Origin of the sequence: Corynebacterium amycolatum SK46 (assembly GCF_000173655.1) — a bacterium.
In the GTDB taxonomy this organism is placed as follows: Bacteria; Actinomycetota; Actinomycetes; order Mycobacteriales; family Mycobacteriaceae; genus Corynebacterium; species Corynebacterium amycolatum_A.
The window spans coordinates 352,728-377,091 of sequence record NZ_ABZU01000001.1 but is presented as its reverse complement, the minus strand read 5'-3'; the positions used below and the strand labels follow the sequence as shown (position 1 = coordinate 377,091).

General features: G+C 59.5%; 23 protein-coding genes and 1 pseudogene. 16 read left to right on the top strand and 8 right to left on the bottom strand.

Translation table 11 applies throughout. The annotated features are described in order from the left end of the window. Nucleotides 1-87: 87 nt before the first annotated feature. The 6 genes from CORAM0001_RS01635 (at nucleotide 88) to CORAM0001_RS01610 (ending at nucleotide 5,808) form a co-directional block, all read left to right on the top strand. Entirely contained in the window at nucleotides 88-696 is a 609-nt protein-coding gene (locus tag CORAM0001_RS01635) for an ECF transporter S component (RefSeq protein WP_005509517.1), read from the top strand. Nucleotides 697-704: 8 nt separating this feature from the next. After that, a complete protein-coding gene (locus CORAM0001_RS01630; protein ID WP_005509315.1) occupies nucleotides 705-2,321 on the top strand; it encodes an ABC transporter ATP-binding protein in 1,617 nt (538 codons plus the stop codon). 83 nt (nucleotides 2,322-2,404) lie between these two features. Continuing rightward, nucleotides 2,405-3,136, top strand: a complete 732-nt coding sequence (locus CORAM0001_RS01625) for an energy-coupling factor transporter transmembrane component T family protein (RefSeq protein ID WP_244261970.1) — start codon at nucleotides 2,405-2,407, stop codon at nucleotides 3,134-3,136. Nucleotides 3,137-3,155: 19 nt separating this feature from the next. Beyond that, complete coding sequence (locus CORAM0001_RS01620) at nucleotides 3,156-3,671, top strand: nucleoside/nucleotide kinase family protein (RefSeq protein WP_005509378.1); 516 nt, start codon at nucleotides 3,156-3,158, stop codon at nucleotides 3,669-3,671. After that, the gene (locus CORAM0001_RS01615; protein ID WP_005509462.1) at nucleotides 3,671-4,516 is read left to right on the top strand and encodes a YdcF family protein; all 846 of its coding nucleotides are present in this window, start codon (nucleotides 3,671-3,673) and stop codon (nucleotides 4,514-4,516) included. Before CORAM0001_RS01620 ends, CORAM0001_RS01615 begins: the two co-directional genes overlap by 1 nt. Before the next feature lie 107 nt (nucleotides 4,517-4,623). Continuing rightward, on the top strand, nucleotides 4,624-5,808 hold the full coding sequence (locus CORAM0001_RS01610) for an acyl-CoA dehydrogenase family protein (RefSeq protein ID WP_005509589.1): 1,185 nt from the start codon (nucleotides 4,624-4,626) through the stop codon (nucleotides 5,806-5,808). Between the two features lie 8 nt (nucleotides 5,809-5,816). Here CORAM0001_RS01610 and CORAM0001_RS11480 read toward each other — a convergent pair. The 5 genes and pseudogenes from CORAM0001_RS11480 to CORAM0001_RS01590 all read right to left on the bottom strand — a co-directional run. Then, nucleotides 5,817-5,951, bottom strand: a pseudogene (locus CORAM0001_RS11480) (amidohydrolase); the annotation flags it as partial. An 11-nt stretch (nucleotides 5,952-5,962) separates the two neighbouring features. Continuing rightward, nucleotides 5,963-6,460 (bottom strand): hypothetical protein, encoded by a 498-nt coding sequence (locus CORAM0001_RS01605; RefSeq protein WP_005509308.1) that lies wholly within the window; start codon nucleotides 6,458-6,460, stop codon nucleotides 5,963-5,965. 107 nt (nucleotides 6,461-6,567) lie between these two features. After that, nucleotides 6,568-7,179, bottom strand: a complete 612-nt coding sequence (locus CORAM0001_RS01600; RefSeq protein ID WP_005509695.1) for a suppressor of fused domain protein — start codon at nucleotides 7,177-7,179, stop codon at nucleotides 6,568-6,570. A gap of 30 nt (nucleotides 7,180-7,209) precedes the next feature. After that, nucleotides 7,210-7,854, bottom strand: a complete 645-nt coding sequence (locus CORAM0001_RS01595; RefSeq protein WP_005509586.1) for a DUF402 domain-containing protein — start codon at nucleotides 7,852-7,854, stop codon at nucleotides 7,210-7,212. Nucleotides 7,855-7,951: 97 nt separating this feature from the next. Further along, nucleotides 7,952-8,644 (bottom strand): Rv1157c family protein, encoded by a 693-nt coding sequence (locus CORAM0001_RS01590; RefSeq protein ID WP_005509431.1) that lies wholly within the window; start codon nucleotides 8,642-8,644, stop codon nucleotides 7,952-7,954. A gap of 636 nt (nucleotides 8,645-9,280) precedes the next feature. On the opposite strand from CORAM0001_RS01590, the gene typA reads away from it, so the two are divergent. From typA to CORAM0001_RS01555, 7 genes are all read left to right on the top strand, one after another. Further along, nucleotides 9,281-11,194 (top strand): translational GTPase TypA, encoded by a 1,914-nt coding sequence (gene typA, locus CORAM0001_RS01585; protein WP_005509572.1) that lies wholly within the window; start codon nucleotides 9,281-9,283, stop codon nucleotides 11,192-11,194. Nucleotides 11,195-11,277: 83 nt separating this feature from the next. After that, a complete protein-coding gene (locus CORAM0001_RS01580; protein ID WP_005509595.1) occupies nucleotides 11,278-13,428 on the top strand; it encodes an ABC transporter family substrate-binding protein in 2,151 nt (716 codons plus the stop codon). A gap of 8 nt (nucleotides 13,429-13,436) precedes the next feature. Continuing rightward, a complete protein-coding gene (gene mshB, locus CORAM0001_RS01575) occupies nucleotides 13,437-14,390 on the top strand; it encodes an N-acetyl-1-D-myo-inositol-2-amino-2-deoxy-alpha-D-glucopyranoside deacetylase (RefSeq protein ID WP_005509479.1) in 954 nt (317 codons plus the stop codon). After that, nucleotides 14,383-14,904 carry a hypothetical protein gene (locus CORAM0001_RS01570; protein WP_005509570.1) on the top strand — a complete coding sequence of 174 codons (522 nt, stop codon included), beginning with the start codon at nucleotides 14,383-14,385 and terminating at the stop codon, nucleotides 14,902-14,904. Before mshB ends, CORAM0001_RS01570 begins: the two co-directional genes overlap by 8 nt. 249 nt (nucleotides 14,905-15,153) lie before the next feature. After that, nucleotides 15,154-15,477 (top strand): ferredoxin, encoded by a 324-nt coding sequence (gene fdxA / locus CORAM0001_RS01565; protein WP_005509435.1) that lies wholly within the window; start codon nucleotides 15,154-15,156, stop codon nucleotides 15,475-15,477. Between the two features lie 53 nt (nucleotides 15,478-15,530). Then, nucleotides 15,531-16,658, top strand: a complete 1,128-nt coding sequence (gene dapC / locus CORAM0001_RS01560; RefSeq protein WP_005509504.1) for a succinyldiaminopimelate transaminase — start codon at nucleotides 15,531-15,533, stop codon at nucleotides 16,656-16,658. A gap of 90 nt (nucleotides 16,659-16,748) precedes the next feature. Next, nucleotides 16,749-17,702, top strand: a complete 954-nt coding sequence (locus CORAM0001_RS01555) for a pseudouridine synthase (RefSeq protein ID WP_005509730.1) — start codon at nucleotides 16,749-16,751, stop codon at nucleotides 17,700-17,702. On the opposite strand, the gene dapD is transcribed toward CORAM0001_RS01555, so the two are convergent. From dapD to CORAM0001_RS01540, 3 genes are all read right to left on the bottom strand, one after another. Continuing rightward, nucleotides 17,699-18,670: a 2,3,4,5-tetrahydropyridine-2,6-dicarboxylate N-succinyltransferase gene (dapD, locus tag CORAM0001_RS01550; RefSeq protein ID WP_005509389.1), complete on the bottom strand. Its 972-nt coding sequence runs from the start codon at nucleotides 18,668-18,670 to the stop codon at nucleotides 17,699-17,701. The two genes, CORAM0001_RS01555 and dapD, sit on opposite strands and share 4 nt — an antisense overlap. 116 nt (nucleotides 18,671-18,786) lie before the next feature. Then, nucleotides 18,787-20,205 (bottom strand): amino acid permease, encoded by a 1,419-nt coding sequence (locus CORAM0001_RS01545; RefSeq protein WP_005509539.1) that lies wholly within the window; start codon nucleotides 20,203-20,205, stop codon nucleotides 18,787-18,789. Between the two features lie 109 nt (nucleotides 20,206-20,314). Continuing rightward, nucleotides 20,315-21,307: a 2,3,4,5-tetrahydropyridine-2,6-dicarboxylate N-succinyltransferase gene (locus CORAM0001_RS01540; RefSeq protein WP_005509497.1), complete on the bottom strand. Its 993-nt coding sequence runs from the start codon at nucleotides 21,305-21,307 to the stop codon at nucleotides 20,315-20,317. Between the two features lie 83 nt (nucleotides 21,308-21,390). On the opposite strand from CORAM0001_RS01540, the gene CORAM0001_RS01535 reads away from it, so the two are divergent. The 3 genes from CORAM0001_RS01535 to CORAM0001_RS01525 all read left to right on the top strand — a co-directional run bounded on the left by CORAM0001_RS01535 (nucleotide 21,391) and on the right by CORAM0001_RS01525 (nucleotide 24,320). Further along, entirely contained in the window at nucleotides 21,391-22,281 is an 891-nt protein-coding gene (locus CORAM0001_RS01535; RefSeq protein WP_244261961.1) for a hypothetical protein, read from the top strand. A 5-nt stretch (nucleotides 22,282-22,286) separates the two neighbouring features. Further along, on the top strand, nucleotides 22,287-23,423 hold the full coding sequence (dapE, locus tag CORAM0001_RS01530) for a succinyl-diaminopimelate desuccinylase (RefSeq protein ID WP_005509625.1): 1,137 nt from the start codon (nucleotides 22,287-22,289) through the stop codon (nucleotides 23,421-23,423). A 69-nt stretch (nucleotides 23,424-23,492) separates the two neighbouring features. Further along, nucleotides 23,493-24,320, top strand: a complete 828-nt coding sequence (locus tag CORAM0001_RS01525; protein WP_005509515.1) for an LOG family protein — start codon at nucleotides 23,493-23,495, stop codon at nucleotides 24,318-24,320. The last annotated feature ends 44 nt before the right edge of the window (nucleotides 24,321-24,364 follow it).

Genomic DNA, 24,364 nt, shown 5'->3' with positions numbered 1-24,364 from the left:
TCGGCAAAGCCCCAGATGCCGATAATGAATACATCAATAATGTTTGAGCAATACCGCTCGAGTTAAAGAAAAATAGGAGCAAGTGGGATGACGCAATCGGCGAGTGCAGCGCGCGCTAACTTCTCGTGGCGCAATATTGACATCATCATCGCAGCTGTTATCGGCGTGGCCGTTGGCCTGATTTTTGTTATCTGGAACATCATCGGCGGTGCGGGCTATGAAGCAGTCAATGCGCTTACTCCTGGTCTTGGCGGTTTGGTCGCTGGTATGTGGTTCCTCGGTGGTCCGCTCGGCGCGTACATCATTCGCAAGCCGGGCGCAGCTATCTTCGTCGAGGTAATCGCGGCGACGGTTTCAGCACTGATCGGTAACCAGTGGGGTATCACCACCCTGTACTCAGGTTTGGCGCAGGGGCTCGGCGCGGAACTGGTGTTCCTCATTCTGGCGTATAAGAGCTACAACCTTGCCACCGTGGTTATCTCAGGTCTCATGGCAGGTGTCGGCGCATGGACTTTTGAGCTTTTCACCGGCAATCTGGCCAAGACTTTCGAATTCAACGTCATCTACCTGATCTCCTCGGCGCTGTCTGGTGCCGTCCTCGCCGGTCTGCTGGCTTACTTTCTGGCTAAGGCACTGGCGGCAACTGGAGCGCTGGATCGTTTTGCCATCGGGCGAGAGCGGCACGACGACGTCTAGGAAAATCGATGACAGATGAGGCGTTGACGCGGGGGCCGTCGTCAAGCGGAAATGTCCCTGCGGTGAGCGCGCGGGGATTCGGATATCGGCACGCGGGGCGCAAAGCTGCGGTACTGAACGACATCACGCTGGACATCGAGCGCGGTGAAAAGGTGCTGTTGCTCGGCGCGTCGGGGATGGGGAAGTCGACGCTGCTCGCCGCTATTGCTGGCGTGCTTGGCGACGACTCCGATGGCGAAGCCACCGGAACGCTCCTGATTGAAGGTCGTACTCCCGCTTCCGCACGGGGCGCGGTGGGCTTAGTGCTGCAAGACCCTGACTCGCAGACGATTAGTGCTCGCGTTGGCGACGATGTTGCCTTTGGTGCGGAAAACCTTGGCGTTGCCCCGGCTGAGATTGGCAACCGAGTGCGCGCCAGCCTGGATTTGGTGGGGCTGGATTTGCCGCTGGATCATCCCACGCACAGGCTTTCGGGTGGGCAGAAGCAGCGCCTCGCATTGGCGGGTGTGCTGGCAATGGGCGCACGGGTCATTTGCTTGGACGAGCCGACGGCCAACATCGACCCGGCCGGTGTGCCGTTACTCCGCGATGCTGCGATTGCCGCAGCGGAGAGAACCGGTGCGGCACTGATTGTGGTCGAGCATCGGGTGGATGCGTGGGTCGATGTGGTCGACCGCATCATCGTGCTGGGCCGCGGAGGCGTGATTGCCGATGGTGCGCCTCATCGGGTCTTGGAAGACTACGGGCAAGCTCTGACGGATGCTGGGGTGTGGATTCCGGGTGCTCCGCCCGCGCTGCCGGACGCGCGTTCAGTTGCCTGCGACCAGGACGGGCGCCCTAGCGGAGACATCGCGATTGAAACCTGCGAGTTGGACATCGGCTATGGCGCGAAGAAGTCGTGGTTCAGCGGTGGCGAAACTGTTGAGCCGATCGCTCGCGATGTATCCGTTTCTATCCCATCTGAAGCTTCCACCTGCATCGTTGGTCACAATGGCAGCGGAAAGTCCACGTTAGCGTTGACGCTCGGCGGCCTGCTTGAGCCGATGTCGGGCACGGTCCAAGTGGCAGGCAGCGGTAGTGCGCCGTGGAAATGGCCGTCGAAGAAGTTGGCTACTCGGATTGGCACGGTGTTCCAGGATCCCGAGCATCAATTCGTTACCGGCACAGTGCTGGAAGAGTTGCAGCTTGGCCCCAAGCTTGTCGGTGTCAACGCTGATAAGCGCATCGAAGAACTGCTTGAGCGTCTGCGGCTAACGGCCCTGACCAAGGCGAACCCATTCTCGCTTTCCGGCGGTGAGAAGCGACGTCTGTCGGTGGCGACCATGCTGGCGACAGCGCCGGATATTGTGCTTCTCGACGAACCGACGTTCGGCCAAGACCGCCGGACATTCACCGAGCTGCTCACTTTGCTTCGCCAGCTTGCTGACGACGGCCGAACTGTTATTTCGATTACCCACGATCCGCTGGTGGTTCAAGCGATGGGGGACTACGTCATCGACATGGATATGTTTCATCCGGAGAGGTCACACCGTGCGGTGCCGGGCCAGCGTGGTTCAGGGGAGCAGGCCGGTCCGAGCAGCAATAGCGGTTCGCGCGGCAAGGACGAAGCAGGAGGGAAAGCGTGACTGAAGTCGGTTCCGCCGGTACGGCTGAAGGGACGCAGCGCGCTGCTTCGAGCAAGCGGCCTTTCCTCGCGACGGTCAACCCGGTGGCGAGAGTGCTGGGCCTGTTCTTGCTCACTACGCCGCTGCTGATTTCCATCGACTGGGTCTCCGCAGTGGTCGCGCTTGTCTGCACGCTTTTCTTGGTGCCGCTGTCGGGTTTGGGTTTTCGTCGTTTTCTAGGACGCAGTCTGCCACTTCTTATCGCCGTGCCCATCTCGGGCATCTCGATGGCGCTCTACGGCAACCCGGAGGGCAAAGAGTATTTCTCCTTTCTGCTTGCGCATGTGACGGATAATTCCATTTCCCTGGCCATCGCGATTATGTTGCGTGTGCTGGCTATCGGTACTCCAGTTATCGTGCTGACAGCCAATATCGACCCCACCGATCTGGGCAATGGGCTGGCGCAGATTCTCAGGTTGCCCAGCCGGTTTGTGCTGGCAACGGTGGCCAGTCTGCGGCTCGTCGGCCTGTTCATCAGCGATTGGCAGGCGCTGACCCGAGCCCGTCGCGCACGCGGTTTGGGTGACCATGGCGCAATCCGCCGGACTATTTCCCAGGTGTTCGCTCTGCTGGTGTTTGCGCTGCGCCGCGGCACCAAACTGGCTACGGCCATGGAGGCCCGCGGCTTTGGCGCACCGATTAAGCGTACGTGGTGGCACACCTCGACATTGGCCGGGCGTGACTATGTCACCATGGCCGCCTGCCTTGCCATCGCCATCGCAGCAATCGGTATTTCCGTGTGGGCTGGGGAGTTCCGCTTCCTGGGCGTGGCGTAACAAAGGCGTTTCGATCACGATGATTCTGCTTATTGACGGCCGTTCCGGCAGTGGCAAAACCACCTTTTCGGCAAAGTTGCACAGTATCCTCGGTTGGCCAGTTATCCACTTGGAGGATGTCTATCCGGGCTGGTCCGGCCTGCAGAAAGCATCGGCCGCAGTTGCGGAGACCATTTTGAACCCCGCGCTACCGGCCGAAGAACGCGGGTACCGCCGGTGGGACTGGTACGCCAGTGAATTCGCCGAGTGGGTCCAAACGCCACCGGGCTCCTCGCTCATCGTCGAAGGCTGCGGCGCTGTCACCGAAGCTAATCTTGCCGCTGCCCGCGCCATCGGCGACGGCAACGTCTGGGGAGTCTGGGTAGAGCTGGACACGCAGACTCGATTTGCCCGTGCCATGGCTCGCGACGACCACTTCGAGGAGCACTGGGACATGTGGGCAGAGCAGGAATCCCAGCATATGGCCAAACACAATCCGCAACAGCTCGTCGACTGGACCATCAACGTCCCAGAACAGTTAACGTGGAAGCACTGATGAGAAAAACGCTCGCGTGCCTCGGTGCAGGCTTCGGTTCCATGCTTCTGGTCGGCGGACTACGTGTCGCCGCTAGTTCGGAGCTACGCCCACCACGCCTGCCCAATCGCAGACCTCCGCGGTGGGTTCTTCCCACAGTTGGTGCCGCGTGGACACTGGCCAGCTACCGCGCCTACTACGCCGCCGCATCGCATCGCTTGACGACGCCCCTGCTCGCCGGCCTCGCAGTACCAGGAGCCGCAGCGATCGTTTTCGAGGCCGTTCGCCTTCGATGTGCAGCCAAAAAACCAACTGTGCCGCCACACACTGTGGTTGTGCTGGGGTGCGCATTGAAGAACAATCGGCCCTCGGCGCTGCTGGCCAGAAGATTACAGCGAGCAGTCGCAGCGTGTGATGAGCGTACCGAGCGAATTATCTGCTCCGGTGGGCTCGGCAGTGAAGCGGTGACAGATGCCACCTGCTCCGAAGCGGACGCCATGGTGGAGTGGTTGGAGGCGAACGCGGGGGACGTCGTAAAGCGTGGCGACATCGAGTTGATCCCCGAGGACCAATCGACGAATACGTCGGAAAACATTGACTATGCGTGCGAACTGATGCGCGGCACCGACGGTGCGTTGAGCGCTGGAACGGTTGTTGTGACCAGTGATTTTCATGCGCCACGGGTAGCGAAGCTCGTGCGCGAGCGAGGGCTGGAATCCTGGTGTATCGTCGGGGCCTATACGCCGTTGAGGTACTGGGCGACATCGCTGCTGCGGGAGTTTCTAGCGCAGTTTATTCTGTGGGCGCCGCGCGGCAACGCGAGAATTTTACGAATTTCGCGGGTGCAACAAAGTGTTAGCCATTAGTATCAAACGAAGATAATTACGTCGTGCGGCGATGGTGCTGCGTAGAAATGCGTTGAGCGCGATATCGAACACGACATCGGAATCATTAAATCGGGAGGAACACCCACATGGCTTTGACCCCAGGATTCGACCTGTTCCAGCTGCCAGAGGAGCACCAGGAGCTCCGCGCCGTTATCCGTGACCTGGCGGAGAAGCAGATTGCTCCGTACGCAGCGGACGTCGATGAGAACGAGCGTTTCCCGGAGGAGGCCCTGAAGGCTCTCAACGAGGCTGGCTTCAACGCCGTCCACGTTCCGGAGCAGTTCGGTGGTCAGGGTGCGGACTCGGTTGCGGCCTGCATCGTTATTGAGGAAGTTGCTCGCGTCTGTGGCTCGGCTTCCCTTATCCCGGCTGTGAACAAGCTGGGCACCATGGGCCTGATCCTCAAGGGCTCCGACGAGCTGAAGAGCAAGGTTCTGCCGGACATCGCCAACGGTGAAATGGCTTCCTACGCACTGACTGAGCGTGAGGCCGGTTCGGATGCCGGTTCCATGAAGACCCGCGCTGTCCGTGAGGGCGATGAGTGGGTCCTCAACGGCTCCAAGTGCTTTATCACTAACGGTGGCCGCTCCACCTGGTACACCGTCATGGCTGTCACCGACCCGGAGAAGGGTGCCAACGGCATCTCCGCATTCATGGTCCACAAGGACGACGAGGGCTTCCGCGTCGGTGGCCTGGAGCACAAGCTGGGCATCAAGGGTTCCCCGACCGCGGAGCTGTACTTCGAAAACTGCCGCATCCCGGCTGACCGCATCATCGGCGACGAGGGCACCGGTTTCAAGACTGCCCTGGAGACCCTGGACCACACCCGCCCGACTATTGGTGCACAGGCACTGGGCATCGCGCAGGGTGCTTACGACTACGCGGTTGGTTACGTGCAGGAGCGCCAGCAGTTTGGCAAGCCGATCGCCGCTTTCCAGAACACCCAGTTCATGCTGGCTGACATGCGTATGAAGATCGACGCTGCTCGCCTCATGGTCTACACCGCAGCCGCTAACGCTGAGCGTGGCACTGCTGAGGGCGGCGCTCGCCTGGGTCTGATGGCCGCAAACGCCAAGGCCTTCGCCTCTGACGTTGCTATGCAGGTCACCACTGATGCCGTGCAGCTGCTCGGCGGTTACGGCTTCACCCGTGACTTCCCGGTTGAGCGCATGATGCGTGACGCCAAGATCACCCAGATCTACGAGGGCACCAACCAGATTTGCCGCATGGTCGCAGGTCGCCAAATCCTCGCAGACGCACAAAAGCGCTAATCACACCCTCATTTCGCCAACCAAGCACAGGCAGCTACAACGATTGCCTCTGCTCTCCGGTCAAGAGTGGGTTGGAGGTCAGGGGCAGAAGCTGGGTTGTGGTTGCCAACGGCGCTGCTCTCATCCGCGAAGCCGCCGAGCCCCTAAGAGCTGCCTACGTTGTCACAAAGAACTTCTGGTTTCGCTCGCCGCGGTAGGACTGGGCGGTTGCAGTTGCGGCGATGATAGAGGCAACAATCAGCAGGCCAGCTGTAATCAAACCGAGCGCCGACGAGTCTCCGGCGCGCACCTGGGAAATCGTTCCGACCAGGGTCATTGATGCATTAATGACAAAAACTGCCGCCGCCACGGACAGCACCGTGCGCGCTGCCGTCGATCCTTCAAGGAGTTTGCCGGCAAGCCACCAGCACGCAATCGCCGTTGCCGTCTGCGCGAGAATCGCAAACGCGAAGCTCACGGCCAAGCTGGTCTGAGCAGCAGAAATCTCGATGTTGTTGGTCTTTGCCGCTTCCGCAACAGTCGCGTCCCATTTCAAAAGGGAACTGACCACGGTGAGGATTAGCGCTGGGACGTAAACATATACCGCCAGCCGCCACCACCGAAAGGACTGCGCCGCATGGAAAGGAACGTCTTTAGCCGAATTGACTGCCATAACTCCACACTCTAAACCACGCTGTCGCGGCGCGAAACGTCACTGCTAGGTTGCACTTATCGCTTGCCGACGAGCAGATAACCGGCAACCGTCACAAAAGTTAACTTTTATACAGCGCTGGTGCGGTGCGGGTCGGTGAAGTCGACACCTTGGGTTTCCCACACCTGACGCAGTTCGTCAACGCCCTTAGCGCGAGCAAGGGCGAATTCGTTGGTCGTGGCCGGGACTGGCTGGAAGATCGTGACTTCGGTTTCCTCTACCGCGACCGACGGGATTTCTGTCTTGAGCAGCACAAAACCGGTGAAGCGCGATTGATCCCACAGTGGCTGGCCGAAGTCGATAAGTGCACCCTCGGTGAGGATGAGGCCTTCGATGCTTGGGGAAGCGGCAAGAATACCCAGCGGGCGGATGACTTCGTCCAGTCCACCACGAATAGGCAAGATGAGCTCGGCACGCGGGCCAGAGTTGGTGTCCACCACCATTGCGGACGGATCTTGCATCGCCTCGGCACTGCAACCGAGTGTTGCATAGGTGACAATCCGGTCTGTGTCAGGCCCGAAGCGCAGCATCTTCAGTGGCGAAGAACCAAGGAAGGTCAGCTGGGCTTCGCCGGGGTTGGACTCTTCAAAATAGGAGGTAAATGCTGCTCGGACTGCTTTGATAATCGCATTGCTATCGGGGCCGACGGGAGGAATGGGGCCGGTTAAGTTATCGAACACGGGCGGTACTCCTTTGTTGAGGTGGTCGTTCTAGGCCGCAGGCGAAAGCTCAACGGCATCAGCCCACGTCGCATCGAGGTTCAAAGTCTGCATCCACGCATCAATGTTGTCACCGTTTGCAGCGATTGCGGCGCGTGCAGTCAGTGTGGTCTCGATAGCGAACTCGGTGAGTTCATCGCTAATCAGTCCCCGAGTATGGGCCGAGACAAGCTCGTCGACATCTTCAACTCGAATCTGTGTGGCCGCATCGACAGGTAGGGGAGCTATGGCCTCGGGGTCGGTCGGTGCCTGCAGGATGTCGAGATACAAATCGGTCATACGCCAGCACTGCGGATCAGCGCGGTCAATGCTGACAATATCGACGTAGCGTTGGTGTTCCACCTTCACGCCCGGGCGGAAGTGATAAATGCTGATGCGCAACCCTTCGTCGGCAAGCAGGAATGACTCAAGATAACCAAACTTTGGATGATCCATCCCACGGCGCATATAAAGGCGGCTGGGAGTGAGAGTTCGGAACTCGTCGACTTTGCGCTGAAAGCCCTTGGGGTCGGTGTTGACCATTTCACGTAGGTCAAAGGTCTCGACTTTCGGAGGATGTGTGTCCTGACTCGAGCGAATTGGGGAGAGTGCAGGAGCTGCCGCGGTCGAAGCCGAAGTGGCCGGTGAAGTGGACATGCGAATACCTTAACGTGTGCGGGCTGCTTTTTTTGGGCATAGAAAAGCCCTTTCTGCATACGTGATGCAAAAAGGGCTAGGGGAGAACTAGAAAAACTTAGTTCAAGCCGACCGGGAAGACACCGGCGGTCGGGGTGTAGTTGCAGTTGGTCGGACCAGGCTCTTCCTGAGTGGTGATACCGCCTTGCATGACAGCGATGACCAAGCCCTTGCCCGTGTCAGCGGTGCCGTTGACAGCGCCCGGACCTTCCTCGGCGTTGATGCCGTTGTTCTCCAGGGTGGTCTTGCCGTACTTGCCGTTGGCAACGTTGACCCAGTAGACGTTCATCTCGGTGTTCTGTTCCTTAGCCAGCTGCTTGGTGCCCAAGCCGGTAAAGATGAAGCCAAGCTGGTTCTCCGGGACACCTGGCAGAGGCAGGTCGGCTGGGCCAGGAACCGTGGTTGCCAAGCCGAAGGAACGGCCTTCGCCGCCGATGCACTTGTCAGCAACAGTTGGCAGCAGGAACTGGTTGGTCTTAGGAGCCTGATCCGGAACGTTGAAGCCCGGCTCGCCTTCCCCTTCGCCAGTCAAGAAGTCAATTCCCTTGTTCAGTACGCCGGAGATTTCCTCCGGAACTCCTGGGGCGTTGATGATGTCGCGCGCAGTGCCATAAACATTCGGCGAAGCGTTGGTGATGGAGTCCAGCGACGGGGAAGCAGAAGCGGCGGGAGTCATGCCCGCAGTGAGAATTGCAGCTGCACCCAAGGTCGCTGCGGCACGGCGCAGGAAGGAGCGTCCAGTCGTAACCACGGTGAAGTACCTCTCATTCGTGGGCTATTGGAGTCGGAATCAAAATTTCGGAATCGTTGCTCATCTTAGAACGACTCCAACGTGAATTGGAAAGATTTGAAAAAGAAATGTTCAGAATCTTCTCAGGAGATTAACGCACGGATTCCCGCGTGTCGCAAGTCAATTAAAGTGATCCTTGGTGTAGAACAAGACGATTGAGAAGATTGAGGCTCAATGGATACGCATGGGGTTAATGGTGTTTCGCAGCACGTAAGTGGGCGAAGTCAAGTCTCATCCCATGGGGTTACAACTATGACATTTGGTCACATCTATCACATGGTGGGCTGAGAGATTGCCGTCGTGAAGCGTTGTGGTGTTGGCGGATATGCCGTTATGGCTGTCGGTAAAGCGGGGGTGTAGCAAGGGGGTAATTTATGCCTAAAGGCGGCGCGGCAGTGTCACTTTGCATGACGGATAGGTGCTCGGGGTTGCGAGAAGCTCTGTCAGATGCGCAGGTGCATTAAGAGGGAGTACACTGTATAACGCTTTATTACGCGTTGATGCGGGGGCGTTGAAGGCAGTCGTCAAGACAGTCCTTTAGAGCAAGGCCGTATCTTTTTCTTTTAGTCCTCTTAGCTTGTTAGGAGCTATCCGCCTGTGAGCGATACCGAGTTCCGTAATGTCGCCATTGTCGCACACGTCGACCATGGCAAGACCACTCTCGTGAACGCCATGCTGGAGCAGTCCGGCGTTTTCAGCGACCACGAAGAAGTTGCAGACCGAGTGATGGACTCTGGTGACCTTGAAAAGGAAAAGGGCATCACCATCTTGGCGAAGAACACCGCTATTCGCCGAAAAGGTGAGGGCAAGAACGGCGAAGACCTCATCATCAACGTCATTGACACCCCTGGTCACGCCGACTTTGGTGGCGAGGTGGAGCGCGCACTGTCCATGGTTGACGGCGTCGTGCTGCTGATCGACTCCTCTGAAGGTCCGCTGCCGCAGACCCGCTTCGTCCTGGGCAAGGCGCTTGCTGCCTGCATGCCGGTGATCATTGTGGTCAACAAGACTGACCGCCCAGATGCACGTATCGACGAGGTTGTCGAGGAAGCACAGGATCTGCTGCTCGAGCTAGCCTCCACCCTGGAAGACCCGGAAGCTGCTGAGGTCGCTGAGCGCAACCTTGAGCTGCCGGTTCTCTATGCGTCTGGTCGTGCCGGTAAGGCTTCGACCGAGAACCCGGGTAACGGCAACTTGCCGGAGTCCGAGAACCTGCAGCCGCTGTTCGACGTCATCACCGAGGTGCTCCCGGAGCCGTCCGCTGAGATTGATGCCCCGCTGCAGGCGCAGGTTACCAACCTGGACTCCAGCTCCTTCCTTGGTCGAATTGGTCTGATTCGTATTCATAAGGGGCGTATCCGCAAGGGACAGCAGATTTCGTGGATTCACTACGACTCCGAGGGCAATGAGCATGTCAAGAACGCGAAGGTCGCGGAGCTGCTGCGTACCGTCGGCGTGACTCGCGTTCCTGCTCAAGAGGCCATTGCAGGTGACATCGCTGCTATCTCCGGCATCGACGAGGTCATGATCGGTGACTCTCTCTGTGATGTCGAGCACCCGGACCCGCTGCCGCGCATCCTGGTCGATGAGCCGGCTATTTCCATGACGATCGGCGTGAACACCTCGCCACTGGCAGGCCAGGGTGGTGGCGATAAGCTGACCGCACGTATGGTCAAGGCCCGCCTGGACCAGGAGCTGATTGGTAACGTCTCGCTGCGCGTGCTGCCGACCGAGCGTCCGGATGCCTGGGAGGTGCAGGGCCGTGGTGAAATGGCGCTGTCCGTTCTGGTTGAAACTATGCGTCGTGAGGGCTTTGAGCTGACCGTCGGTAAGCCGCAGGTTGTTACCAAGACCGTCGACGGCAAGGTCCAGGAACCGTACGAGCACCTGACCATCGACGTTCCTGAAGAGTACCTGGGTGCTGTCACTCAGCTGATGGCGTCTCGTAAGGGGCGCATGGAGCATATGGGTAACCAAGGCACCGGCTGGGTGCGCATGGAGTTCCTCATTCCGTCCCGCGGTCTGATTGGTTTCCGCACCACGTTCATGACGGAGACCAAGGGCACCGGTATCGCCAACCACTACTCGGCCGGTTACGGCGAGTGGGCAGGCGAAATTAAGGACCGTCCGACAGGATCGTTGGTCGCTGACCGCACTGGCCAGATCACCGCTTACGCACTGATTCAGCTTTCTGACCGCGGCACCTTCTTTGTCGAGCCGGGCGACCAAGCTTACGAGGGTATGGTCGTTGGCCAGAATCCGCGTGATGAGGACATGGACATCAACATCACCAAGGAAAAGAAGCTGACCAATATGCGCGCAGCCTCGGCTGATGCGACCGTGACTCTGGAGAAGGCGCACAAGCTTTCCCTTGATGAGGCTATGGAGTTCTGTGGCGCTGACGAGTGTGTTGAGGTCACCCCGGAGGGTATCCGCGTACGCAAGCAGATCCTCAGCGCCACCGATCGCGCTCGCGCTCGTTCCCGCGCGAAGGCGATGAATAAGAAGTAGTTCGGGTTGCTAAGGGGCTAGCCCACCTGAAAAACCAGTCTCGGGGTAACTGACTCGGCCAGGTGTCGAGTAATCTCGTGGATATGTTTATTCGCAGCCGTCGTCACGCAGCTTCTCGTCGATTTTTCGTAGCATCGACACTCTGCTTGACGGCGGCTTTGGCGTCTTCGTGCATGGCTCGCCCGTCGGACGCTCCGACTGTGCCCGGGCAGCAGGAAGCGCCGGTGCAGCAGGATGATACCGCTGACCAGGCCAAAAAGATGCGTGAAGTCACGGTCGGTGTCGACGAGTTTGTCGAAGGCTTCAATCCGCATTTGCTTGCCGACGTCTCCCCAGTGACCAGTCTGGTAGCGCGACTGACACTGCCCAGTGTTTTCACCCCTGCGCCGGTTGAGGGCGAGGTTGGTGACGCTACTGCCTCCGCACAAGCTCCCGGAGTGGTGGATAACGCTGCCAATGCTCGCTCGGCAGGTGCTCCCCAGTGGCTGCTCAACTCCGACTTGCTGGATTCCGTGCAGGTCCTCGAAAGCGATGACAGTAAAGACGGTGACGCCGGTAATGGAGCTGGAAGCTGGAAAGCTGCCGATGTTGACATCACGGATCCGACGGTAGCGGCAGAGCATGTCCGCTACCGCATTCGAAAAGGGGCGCAGTGGAGCGATGGCACGCCAATCAGTGGCGAGGACTTCCGCTACCTGCATTCCCAAGTCACGTCCACGCCAGGATCGCTGGATACGGCGACCTATGAGCTGATTAAATCCATTGATGTCTCCGACGGTGGTCGTCAGATTGATGTGACGTTCACTCAGCCGATTACGCATTGGCAGCGCCTGTTTGCCCATCTCTTGCCAGCGCATTTGATGCGGTCGAACACTGATGGTTTTTCCGAAGGGCTGGCCAGCCGTTTCCCGGCCTCCGGTGGGCAGTACACCGTCGAGTCGATGGATGTCGGCCGTAACATCATTCGGCTGGTTCGAAATGACCGCTACTGGGGTGAGCAGCCAGCAGCCTCGGAGGTTATTACGCTGCGTGCCGTGCGTAGTGCCATCGATGGTGCGGAGCAACTGCGTTCGAAGCAGATCCAGGCCGTGCAGGTCCGTCCGACGGAGACCTCTGAGCTGACGTATGGTCTGGTCCCCGGTGTTGCTGAGTTCTTCCATGAGCCGAACCGGGAACTGGTTTTCAGTACCAATCTCGCGTCGAGCAGGCTTGCCGACGAGTCCGTCCGTCGGGCCATTCTGAGCACCATCAACGTTGCAGAGGTCTCAGAGGTGGCCACCGGGCGCCGAATCGCGGGTGGTCCTGGTGACGGTGGTGACCAGGAGAAACCCGAGGCGCCACAGGCCGGTTTTACTGAGGACAATCCGCTACGAATTGGCATCATTAGCGACGGTATAGCGGCACGCGCTGCGGCTTTTGCGGTCGCTGACCAGTTGACTGCAGCTGGTATCCCCGCCACCGTTGTTTCGTATTCTCCGGCGGACATGCTGCGTTCTTCGTTGCCCTACGGAACTATCGATGCCGTGGTGGCATGGGCAGAGCAGCCCAATTCTGTCCAGGCGGCCCGGGAACGCTATGCGTGTACGGAAGGCTCGGTAAGTTCGCTACCGCCGAAGGACCTGGACGAAGCGGGCGCAGAGTCGGCTTCTGAGTCTGAGTCAGAGGCCGAGTCTGAGTCTGAGGACGTTGACAGTTCGACAAAACCAGCGCCAAGTGGAGATCGGAAAGAGAGCGCTGAAGAGCAGAGCTCGCTGGACCGGACAACATCGTCTGAGCAGTCCAAATCTTCTACCTCAGCGGAACCGGCTGACCTAAATGGAGTACCTGTTGCTCCGAAATCGGCTGCTCGGAGCGAGAATCTTTCCGGCCTTTGTGACCCGCAGGTTGATGAGCTGCTCGCTCCCGACAGTTCTGCGATGCCCGCTGAACTTGCCGATATCGTTGCTGGCCACAGCATCGAGCTGACCTTGGTGAAAGACGGGTTGCTGACGGTGGTCAGCCCGGAAATTACAATTACCGGACGGAAGGACTCTTCGCAGTGGACCGATGACCCAGTGTTGGGCCGCCTCGGTGTTCTGGGCGAGGTTCGCCGAGTCGCGACGCAAAGCGGGACTCGAGAATCGTCGGAGAATTCTCAACCGGGAGATAATTCGAGCGAAGATACTGAGCAGGACGGTTCGGAGCAGAACCAAGAAGTCCGTGATAACGCCGACCAGGAGAACAAGGGGAAGTAAGAAAGCCCGTGAAGTTACTTTTTGTTCACGCACATCCAGATGATGAGTCTATTTGGACAGGTGGTTTGATTGCGGCTGCCGCGCGCTCCGGAGCGTCGGTAAGCGTAGTGACCTGCACGATGGGCGAGCTGGGAGAGGTCATCGGCGCGCCGTACCAGGGGCTAGTTGCTGATGAAGCTGACCAGTTGGGCGGTTTCCGCGTCGCCGAGTTGCGCTTGGCACTGCGTGCGCTGGGAGCCAATGGCCCAGACAATGCGCCGCGTTTCCTCGGCGGTGCTGGGCGTTGGCGTGACTCGGGTATGGCAGGGGACAAGGGCAATGGGCATCCCCGTGCGTTCGTGAACTCAGGTGATGAGGCGGTCGCCCAGCTTCGCACCATCCTCGATGAGCTGCAGCCAGACCTGGTCATTACTTACGATGCCGATGGTGGCTATGGGCATCCGGACCACATTCGCGCGCACGATATCACTGTCGCGGCGTGCGGAAATCGCTTTCCGACGCTGTGGGCGGTCACCGATCGTGAGGCAATGGCGGCGGGGCTGGATGCCATTACCGTGGTGCCGGAGAGCTGGCAAGCGTGCGATGTCGACGACTTCGCCACCGTGACCGGCCATTTCGAGGTGGAGCTGGACGATGCCGCTGTGGCTGCCAAGGTTGAGGCCATGCGCGCGCATGCGACACAAGTGTGGTTCGCCGATGGTTCCGTCAGCGAGGTCAATCCGGATGCTGTCTATGGGCAGACAGATGGCTCTGGTCGCGCTCGAGCCGTCTGGGCATTTTCCAATTTGCTGTGTCAGCCGGTGACGCCGACTGAGGCATACCGTTTTGGTACGGCGACCGCTGCGTCCCTGGAAGCGCTGGGGGAGCTGGTGAATATTCAATTGCTGCCAGAGCCGGTAGCGAGCGTCGACTCTGTACCGAGCGCGGATTTGGCGGCGGAGGGAAGTGTGGACGATGAGTAACCCTCAGCCTCACGAAAGCGAAGACTTGATTAACGCTGCTGGCGGAAAGTTGAAGAATGAGCGCTTGAGTATTGAAAAGCGCACATTCGGGGATGAGCGCTATTGGGGTGATCCGGAACGTTCCCAGCCACGCGAGAATTTCCATCAGGGTGAAGCCACGGTAGCACTGGTCTGGCTGTCGCTGGCTGCGCTGGCGGCGTTGGTGATTGAGGTAGTTTTCCTCGGAGCGTGGATTACCATCGGCTCGGTTGCTATTCCGTTGCCGTGGACTATTCCGCTGGCCTATATTGCCAATCTGATCATTACCAACACTTCGTTGCTGTGGACTCGTGATCGCTCCAAAGCTGCAATTCCGACTGTCATCTGGGTGCTGGGCTTTGCAGGCATTCTGCTGTGGGCAGTGCTGCCCTTCGGTAGTGATTTGGCAATGGGGCAGTGGTTGCGAACAGTGCTGCTGCTTGTCTGTGGTGTGCTGGGTGGTGCCTGGCCGCTACGCCATCTGCGAGCACTCTAGCGGAAACGGCAGCGGATACTGCAGGAGACGGTGAGGAATTGGAGACGGTGAGGAATTGATGCAGGGCAGGCCTGCATCAATGTGGCCCTTTCTGGAACCAGTTGAAAACAACACCTACGTTGGGTGTAGACTCCAATCTGAATATACCGCTCTGTCTATTTTGCTCTGTTTCTCGTCGGAACGGCATAATTGACAGATAGCGAAAGCCTCATCCCATATCTTGTGAGAAAGGTTCTTAAACCTAAAACCATGACTTACATTATTGCCCAGCCATGTGTTGACGTCCTCGACCGTGCCTGTGTCGAAGAGTGCCCGGTTGACTGCATTTACGAGGGCAAGCGCATGCTCTACATTCATCCTGATGAGTGCGTGGACTGTGGCGCTTGTGAACCGGTCTGCCCAGTCGAGGCCATCTTCTACGAGGACGATGTTCCGGATGAGTGGGTTGAATTCATCGATGCCAATGTCGACTGGTTCGATGAGCTGGGTTCTCCGGGCGGTGCCGCCAAGCTCGGCCCTCAGGACTTCGATGTGCCATTCGTGGCAGCTCTGCCGCCGCAGGCAGAAGACTAAAACCACAGAGGACTAAACCTATTTCTTTCCCGGGAAGGACTTCATCACCGCCCATGTCAGCTGCCCGCAAGCGCGTAACTCCCGGTTCTCTTTTGCCTCAGTTTCCGTGGGATTCTCTCACGCAGGCGAAAGCCACTGCGGCTGCGCATAAAGAGGGAATGGTCAATCTCTCGGTCGGCACACCAGTCGATGAAGTCGCTCCGATAATTCAGCAGGGCCTATCCGAAGGCGCTGCCGCACCAGGTTACCCTCAGACCGTCGGCACGTCTGAGCTACGCGCGGCGATTGTTGCAGCGATGGCGCGACGCTACGGCGTGACGGGACAGGAGTCAGCGGTCAACGGCGGCAATGTGCTTCCGGTCATCGGCACCAAGGAAGCGATTGGCTGGCTGCCCTTCCTCCTCGGAGTAGGCGCGGGGCACACCGTCGTCATCCCCGAGCTGGCATATCCCACCTACGAGGTCGGCGTTCGCATCGCAGGCGCTGAGCTGCTGCGTGCGGACTCGCTGACGCAAATCGGTCCCGCCTCGCCGACGCTGATGTTCATCAATTCCCCGGGCAACCCCAACGGCAAGGTCCTCGGTGTTGAACACCTGCGCAAGGTGGTTGAGTGGGCGCGTTCTCGGGACGTCATTGTCGCCTCAGACGAGTGTTACCTGGGGCTCGGCTGGACTGAACAGCCGGTCAGTATTCTCGACCCGCGAGTGTGCGACGGTGATTTCACCAACCTGCTGGCTATCCACTCGCTGTCGAAGACGTCGAACATGGCGTCGTACCGCACCGGCTGGTTCGCCGGTGATGCGGACCTCATTGCCGAGCTGGTTTCCGTGCGCCGTCACATGGGGCTGATGATGCCGGGGCCCATCCAGCACGCCACGATCGCCGCGCTTAACGACGACTCCCACGAGGCCGAACAAAAGCAGCGCTACAGTGACCGCCGTGAGATTCTGCGCGATGCACTGGAAGCCGCAGGTTTTCGTATCGATGACTCCGAGGGCGGGCTCTATCTGTGGGCTACTCGCGGGGAAGACTGCTGGCAGACGGTTGATTGGCTGGCCGAACGTGGCATCCTGGTCGCGCCGGGTAGCTTCTACGGCCCCAAGGGTGCGCAGCACGTGCGGGTGGGGCTCACAGCGACGCTCAACGACATCGAAGTGGCTGCGGCGCGTATTCGCGGCTAGCCCCGGCCAGATTTGCTGGCCCGAGTAGGCCGAATGCTGCAAACGGTGCCGACATCGGCATAGACCAAATCATAAAAAAGGGAGTGTGCCGTGGGACGTGCCGCAGGCAATCGAGATGCTTGGTGGGGACTTGAGAAGAACCGTCAGGCAGCGCAAGTCGTTGCCGCCGCTCACGAGCGCGAGGAGTACATCCCCTTTGAGCCGGTAATTGTGGCCGGCACTGATGAATTTTTGGTCGTAGACAAGCCACCTTTTCTGCCAGCGACCCCCAATGGTCGCATCGTGGCCAATACCGTGCAGGAGCGCCTGCGACGTAGTCTCGGGGAATCGGAGATTGTGGCCGTTCACCGCTTGGACCTGCTGACCAGCGGGCTGCTGTTGCTCTCTCGGAATCCGGCTACCCGTGCGCGCTACCAGCAGCTTTTCCAAAACCAGGAAATCACCAAAGAATACGAATGCCTCACCGTGATGCCCGATGATTGGCATGTGGGGGAAACCAGGGACGTCACACTCCTGCTCGATCCCAACCCTGCGGGGCGCGGAGTAAAAGTTGTGGAGACCGACGTTTCCGCTCGCGCTGCCGCGAAGAATCCCAAGTTCAAGCTCGCACGCACAACCGTGACCTTTCTAGGCCCGGTAGCAGCGGACATCGGCGATGTGCTGGCGAGCAGCCGTGGCGGTGGCAGTGGCGGTGGTGCGACCAGCGCCAGCATTCCGCTGCACGCGGTCGGCTGTGGTTGCGGGCATTGCGGCAGCAGCATGCAGGTTGGCTACTGGCGGCTACAGCCCCATACGGGCCGCACGCATCAGCTGCGGGTGACGATGGACTGGCTGGGCTATCCCATTCTCGGTGAGGACACCTATGGCCGGGAAGCGGGGGCGCAGGGGCCGTCGGCAAGCGCGGGCAGCGCGCCAACGTACACGCCGCAGCTGCGATTGACGGCGACCGCGCTGGCCTTTGTCGACCCCGTCACTGGTGAGCGACGTGCCTACCGGAGCGCGCGGAATATCGCGGCCCCGGCAGACGTGCCGACCACCCCTTAGTTAGCGTGCAGCTCCGCGCTGAGCTTCACCTTTTCGGCGGCCCACGGCACAACCTCGACTGCACCAGAGAGCGAGTTGCGGCGGAAGAGCATATTCGATCCGCCCGAGAGCTCGCGGGCCTTGAGCGTCTTCTTCACGCCGTCCAGGGCAACGTGGCACTTGGTGCCGGCAGTGATGTAGAGCCCGGCTTCGAGTACGCAGTCATCGCCGAGCGAGATTCCGAGTCCAGCGTTCGCGCCGAGGAGGCATCGCTTGCCGACGGACACAACTTCCTTACCGCCACCGGATAGTGTGCCCATGATGGACGCACCACCGCCGATATCGGAGCCGTCGTCGACGACGACCCCCTGAGAGATACGGCCCTCCACCATGGAGTGTCCAAGCGTGCCTGCGTTGAAGTTGACGAAGCCCTCGTGCATGACTGTGGTGCCCTCTGCGAGATGGGCTCCAAGGCGCACGCGGTCAGCGTCACCGATACGGACTCCGGCGGGAGTGACGTAGTCGACCATGCGGGGGAATTTATCAATGGAGTAGACGGTGACAGGCCCGCGGCGTGACAGCTTGGCTCGGGTTACCTCGAAGCCTTCGACCGCACAGGGGCCAAAATTCGTCCACACCACATTGTTGAGCTTGCCGAAGATGCCGTCCAGGTTGATGCTGTTGGGGGTGGCCAGGCGGTGGGAGAGCAGATGGAGACGCAGGTAGGCATCGATGGTGTCGACTGGTGCGTCATCGAGTGAAGCAATGGTAGCTGTGACCAGACGGCGGGTGGTGCCGCGGTCCGCATCGGCTACGGCCAGATCTGCGAGATAGGTGAAATCTTCGGGCAGCGCGTCGGCGTCGATGGTTCCGGTCGTGGTGGAGGTTGCCGTGCCCTCTTCGATGAGCTTGGGGGCGGGGAACCAGACGTCGAGAACAGTATCGTTGTTAAAAGTGGCAATGCCGGTAGCTTGTGCTCCAAATTTCATGGAAAACAGGCTACCGGCATATCCCTATCTATGAAAAGTGTTCCGCAAATGTGTAGCAAGGAAGTGCTCGGATAGGGGTAGCAGGGTGGTTAGGCCCTGCGATTAGTTGTCATGGGTTAGTTGCTATCGCTGGACTCTAGAGCCTCGCGGGCCGCGGTGCGGCTCTTTTTGGTCAGTGCAGCGAGCACGGCAAGGAACGCAGTGACACATACAACGGCGATAACCTGCTGGCGAGCACCAGGATCGGTGAGCATGCCAACAGCGAGGCCCATGATCAGGATGACCGCTACCCAAGACAGTGCAGGGTAGGCCCACATGCGAACGGAAAGCTCGTTGTTGGCCTCCATCTGCGGCCGCAGCTTAATCTCAGACAGGGCAATGACCAGCCAGATCACCAGCAAGCAGCCGCCGACAGCGTTCAGCAGGAAGACCAGGACACTCGAGCCATCGAAGACAACCTGCAGGCCCACGGAGACGAAGGCGAAGACCATCGACATGATGACCGCACGGTTCGGAACTGCGCCCTCATTGGTGTGGGCGAAGAAGCGCGGTGCCTCACCGCGGGTGGACATCGAGTAGACCAGGCGAGAGGTGGCGTAGATCTGAGCGTTGAATGCGGACAGCAGCGCCAGAACGATAATGGCCTCCATGAAGCCAACGGCACCCGGAATGTTCGCCTGCTTCAGAACCTGGGTGAACGGCGACTCAGCTGCGGAGTCAGCGCCGTCAATCTGGGAGTACGGCAACAGCAGGATGATAACGGCCACGCAGCCCAGGTAGAACACAGAGATGCGGAAGATGACCGAGCGGACAGCAGCAGCGATGGAGCGCTGCGGATCCTCGGCCTCAGCAGCGGCAATCGTGACAATCTCGATACCGCCGAAGGCGAAGGCAACAGCCAACAGACCAGCGGCAATGCCGGACACGCCATTCGGGAGGAATCCGGATTCGGCAATATGCGTCGTACCGACGAAGCTGGTGCCTGGCAGCAGACCGAAGAAAAGAAGAACGCCAATGACCAGGAACGCGATAATCACCGCGACCTTGATGAACGCGAACCAGAACTCGAACTCGCCGAAACCGCGCACATTCGCCAAATTCACTACAGCGAAGAAGACAACACAGACTAGACCTGGAATCCAGCCCGGAATACCGAACCACGCACCCATGATGGCACCGGCACCGGTGATTTCAGCACCGAGCACCATGATGAGCATGAACCAGTAGAGCCAGCCGAGGACAAAGCCAGCCGAAGAGCCAAAGGCCATCTCGGCGTAGGTGGAGAAGCTACCCGGTGTCGGGCGGGCAGCGGCCATCTCGCCGAGCATCTGCATGACGAGGACGACAATGAAGCCAGCGATGACATAGGAAATCAGAACACCCGGGCCAGCTGCCTTAATACCGACGCCCGTACCAAGGAAAAGACCGGCACCGATTGCGGAGCCAAGACCCATCATGGTCAGGTGTCGAACCTGCAGCCCCTTGCCCAGCTGAGTTGTCTCGCCGGAGGTGGAGGTAATTTGCGATTCGGTCATGTCGCAAACATTACCTCGCTGATAACAGGGGCAATAACCGTATTACGGGTTTACCCCCGTTCACCGTTTTGGGGTCGATTAATGTGCCTTCAAGAGCACCTAAAGGAGGTTATCCGGCCAGCTCATCCGGCACGTCGGCAAGCTGAGCGAAAGCAGCGGCACCTTCGTCGTTGCCCGAGCGTTCCGTGCGGCGGACGCACACCGCTGAGTGGTCCGGGTGATGGTAGAAGTGCATGTTGTCGCGGCCCGAGATTTCCCATGCTTGAATACGGCGGTTCTCCGCGGGGACATCGATGGGGGTATCGGGGGCAATGAGGATGCTTCGGTCAATAATGCAGTCATCCCCGAGGCTGACGCCGACGGTGCCGGCCGCGATATCAATGTGGCAGCGCTCACCGATGGTCAGCGGCTTACGTTGACCGTAATCATCGTGGGCAGCGATGATGGAGGCGGACAACCCCACTTTCGTGTGCGCGCCAATGACAACACCGGAGGATAGACGTCCCTCAATCTTGCATGGCCCCAGAGTGCCCGAATTCAGCGAGACAAACCCCTCGCGCAGTACGGACGTACCCGGTGCCAGATAAGCGCCCAACCGCACGCGCTCGGCCTCTGCAATGCGGACACCGGCGGGCAGCACATAGTCGACCATGCGCGGCATTCGGTCGATGGCGTAGACGTGAATCAGACCGCGGACGCGCAAGTGGGTCCGCAGTTGCTCAAAGTTGTCCGGCAGACATGGCCCCTTGTTGGTCCACGCCACAACATGGAGCAGCTCGTAGAGGCCCTTGGTGTTTAGCTGGTGCGGCTTGATCAAACGGTGAGAGAGCAAATGCAAGCGCAGGTAGGCATCGTGCGGGTCGACAGCAGGCTTGGACAAATCCTCAATGGACGTGCGTACTGCCACCTGCTCCACGCGGCGATCCTCGTCCAAAATCACCTGACGAAGCAGCTGTGGGGTCAAATCAGCGGCGCCGAGCCGGTGAGTGCTCGACTCTACGACCTCATCGCTTAACTGAGGCGCGGGAAACCAAGTATCGAGAACTGTACCGTCCATGGCGATGTTGGCGATTCCCGTAGCGACAGCACCAGATGTAATCATGATTCTTAATATTAGTATCCCTTTGAGGAATCTTCGCGGAAGGATGAACGATGCCCCTAGCTGGCCTTGAAAGCACACAGAAAATGAAGCAGTGGTTCTTAGTTTGCCTCATCATTGCTGTCAGTGTGCTCGGACTCGGCTTCGTCCTGTCCCTGCCGGTGGTCTTCTATGTCGGATTCGCACTGCTGAGTGCTTGGATTCTTGCCGTAGCCAGCTTCTTTGGTTTCGTTTTGCCGCCGCGAGCAATGCCAATTGGCGCAGTCGGTGTGGCTATTGCGGCAGTGGTTGCGCTGATCGCGCCGAACCGACTTGTGCTGGTTATCGCAGTTGCCATCGCGGTGGGGCTCGGCGGTGGCATGATTGCCCGCCTTTTGCTGGAGCGCAAGAACCGCGATCAGCAGGCACGTATCGATGCCCTGCCGATGTGGGAGCGCGATGAGCTGGGCGATGTCGCCGAAACGCTTCGTCCTGCTTATCGACGAGACATCGATCCCACTCCAGTGCAGCTGCCACATGCAACGGCCAAGATTGTCGCGGCCGTCTGCAAGCCACTGGCCGGTTCTACGGTGATTGTCAGCACGAATGAGCTGCGTCCGGTGATTGCGGTCTATGGCTCCCGTGTGGCTGTGGTCTATGGTCCCGGCGCGGGCGTTGTCGAGGAAGAAAGTGGCAACGGAGAGGTGACCGATTCTGCGGGGGAGGAGCGGGCGCTGGGGTCGTCGGCAAGCGAAACTCCGGAGGCAATCATTGCCCAAACTCTCCCGGAAGGAGCGAAAACCCTGGTCTTTGAGGTGGCTGATGGGTTTAAGCGGCCGGCGGAGGGGAGAATTGGTGTGACCTCCGCCGAACCGCATGAGTTGGCGCTGTTCCTCGGCGGTGGCGCGCCTGCCAATGGTGATGCAATCAATGGCCGTGCGGCACATATTCATCACAAAATTCTGGTTTCGCTGGCGCACAATGGTTTGTACGCTTAATTGATGTGAAATCGAAGTTAAATCTGCTCCAAGATCCTGTAGACCTCACGGCGGCGCTGGTGGACATCGAATCGGTGTCCCACAATGAGACCGCGATAGCGGATGCCGTCGAGGCGGCATTGCGCGAGGTAGCGCAAGCAGATGAGTCGATTGAGGTCCTGCGCATTGACAACAACGTGATTGCGCGGACCCATCGGGGGTTGCCGCAGCGCGTGATTTTGGCAGGACACCTGGATACGGTGCCGACTGCGGACAATGTGCCCTCGACGCGTGGGGTAGACGCGCAGGGGCGAGACACACTCTTTGGGTGCGGAACTGTGGACATGAAAAGCGGTGACGCGGTCTACCTGCATGCTTTTGCGACGCTGGCGGCAAGCCAGGAGCTGCAGCGCGACCTGACGCTCATCATGTACGAATGCGAAGAAATCGCCGCGGAGTTCAACGGGTTGCGGCACTTGAGCGAGTCTCATCCGGAGCTCTTGGCTGGGGATGTCGCTCTGCTGGGCGAGCCCAGCGGCAATGTCATCGAAGCCGGTTGTCAGGGCTCTATTCGCCTGCGTTTGACCGCTCACGGCACACGCGCGCACTCGGCTCGGGCGTGGCTCGGCGACAATGCCGTGCACAAGTTAGCACCAGTGCTGTCACGCATTGCCGCCTATGAACCGCAGACTGTGGACATCGACGGGTTGGCGTACCGCGAAGGGCTCAACGTCGTCTGGCTGGAGGCTGGGGTTGCCACCAATACGCTTCCCGACGAGGCGGTGCTGCGAGTCAACTTCCGATTCGCGCCCAACCGCAGTGCCGATGCGGCCATGGCACACTTCCGCGAGGTGCTGGGACTCGACGAGTTTGTGGCCGAGGATCTCACCGTCGATGTCGAGGATGTGAGCCCTGGGGCACTGCCGGGACTGCATGCGGCTGCTGCGAAGGAGTTGGTTGCGGTCGCAGGCGACGTCGTAAAGCCCAAGTTTGGGTGGACCGATGTGGCGCGTTTTTCGGCGCTCGGCATTCCTGCGGTGAACTTTGGCCCGGGCGATCCGGCGTACTGCCACAAGAAGGACGAGCAGATTCCGGTCGAGTGCATTACGGCACTGTGGGAGGATTTGCGGCGGTACTTGACCACGGCGCCGGTGGCTGAGTGAGCCTAGAATCACACCCTGCCCTCGCTGAGCGGGTGCGAGTATGTCATTGCTGGCATACATTGTGAGGTTATGAAACCTGTACGTACTCCGTCCCCAGCTAAGCGCCGTGCACTCCGCGGCCCAATCGCGATCCGACAGGCGGGCGAACAGCAGGCGTCTACGACCGACCGCAGGCTGTTGTCGCACAATCCGAACACGGACTGGCTGCACAACGACACCTGGCGTGTGCTGCGCATTCAGTCGGAGTTCGTTGACGGCTTTGGTGCGTTGGCGGAGATTCCGCCGGCGGTGACGGTATATGGTTCAGCACGTCTGCCAGAGGACAGCCCGTATTACCAGTGGGGCTTCGACCTGGGCAAGGCGCTGGCGGAGGCGGGTTACGCGACCATCACTGGTGGCGGCCCGGGCATTATGGAAGCCGCCAACCGCGGCTGCTACGACGCCGACGGCCTGTCCATTGGGCTGGGCATTGAGCTGCCGCACGAGCAGCACTTGAATGACTGGGTCGACCTGGGCATGAACTTCCGCTACTTCTTTGTGCGCAAGACCATGTTCCTGAAGTACTCGCAGGCGTTTATTTGTCTGCCGGGTGGTTTCGGTACGCTCGATGAACTCTTTGAGTCACTGGTGATGGTGCAGACCGAGAAGGTGGAAAATCACCCAATCGTGCTGCTGGGCACTGAGTTCTGGTCGGGGCTGGTTGATTGGATGCGTGAGAAACTGGTGGCCATGGAGCTGATTTCTCCGACTGATATGGACCTTTTCCTGGTCACCGACTCTATTGAGGAAGCAGTCGAGTATATAGAGGCCGCGCACGAAAAGCTGATGGAAGAGTGCGAGCCGACCTCTGACGTTCACGAAAAGCTCCGCCGAGTCCGTCGCTTCAGCGAGAGGTAAGACGCTGTGCGGAGTTTTTATCAGGACTCCGCGGTGCCGACGGT

What these genes read in the sequence shown, in the direction of transcription:
- CORAM0001_RS01635 (WP_005509517.1), top strand. Translation starts at nt 88, where the DNA reads ATGACGCAATCGGCGAGTGCAGCGCGCGCTAACTTCTCGTGGCGCAAT.
- CORAM0001_RS01630 (WP_005509315.1), top strand. Translation starts at nt 705, where the DNA reads ATGACAGATGAGGCGTTGACGCGGGGGCCGTCGTCAAGCGGAAATGTC.
- CORAM0001_RS01620 (WP_005509378.1), top strand. Translation starts at nt 3,156, where the DNA reads ATGATTCTGCTTATTGACGGCCGTTCCGGCAGTGGCAAAACCACCTTT.
- CORAM0001_RS01615 (WP_005509462.1), top strand. Translation starts at nt 3,671, where the DNA reads ATGAGAAAAACGCTCGCGTGCCTCGGTGCAGGCTTCGGTTCCATGCTT.
- CORAM0001_RS01610 (WP_005509589.1), top strand. Translation starts at nt 4,624, where the DNA reads ATGGCTTTGACCCCAGGATTCGACCTGTTCCAGCTGCCAGAGGAGCAC.
- CORAM0001_RS01605 (WP_005509308.1), bottom strand. Translation starts at nt 6,460, where the DNA reads ATGGCAGTCAATTCGGCTAAAGACGTTCCTTTCCATGCGGCGCAGTCC.
- CORAM0001_RS01595 (WP_005509586.1), bottom strand. Translation starts at nt 7,854, where the DNA reads ATGTCCACTTCACCGGCCACTTCGGCTTCGACCGCGGCAGCTCCTGCA.
- CORAM0001_RS01580 (WP_005509595.1), top strand. Translation starts at nt 11,278, where the DNA reads ATGTTTATTCGCAGCCGTCGTCACGCAGCTTCTCGTCGATTTTTCGTA.
- CORAM0001_RS01570 (WP_005509570.1), top strand. Translation starts at nt 14,383, where the DNA reads ATGAGTAACCCTCAGCCTCACGAAAGCGAAGACTTGATTAACGCTGCT.
- fdxA (WP_005509435.1), top strand. Translation starts at nt 15,154, where the DNA reads ATGACTTACATTATTGCCCAGCCATGTGTTGACGTCCTCGACCGTGCC.
- dapC (WP_005509504.1), top strand. Translation starts at nt 15,531, where the DNA reads ATGTCAGCTGCCCGCAAGCGCGTAACTCCCGGTTCTCTTTTGCCTCAG.
- dapD (WP_005509389.1), bottom strand. Translation starts at nt 18,670, where the DNA reads ATGAAATTTGGAGCACAAGCTACCGGCATTGCCACTTTTAACAACGAT.
- CORAM0001_RS01545 (WP_005509539.1), bottom strand. Translation starts at nt 20,205, where the DNA reads ATGACCGAATCGCAAATTACCTCCACCTCCGGCGAGACAACTCAGCTG.
- CORAM0001_RS01540 (WP_005509497.1), bottom strand. Translation starts at nt 21,307, where the DNA reads ATGATTACATCTGGTGCTGTCGCTACGGGAATCGCCAACATCGCCATG.
- CORAM0001_RS01535 (WP_244261961.1), top strand. Translation starts at nt 21,391, where the DNA reads ATGAAGCAGTGGTTCTTAGTTTGCCTCATCATTGCTGTCAGTGTGCTC.
- CORAM0001_RS01525 (WP_005509515.1), top strand. Translation starts at nt 23,493, where the DNA reads ATGAAACCTGTACGTACTCCGTCCCCAGCTAAGCGCCGTGCACTCCGC.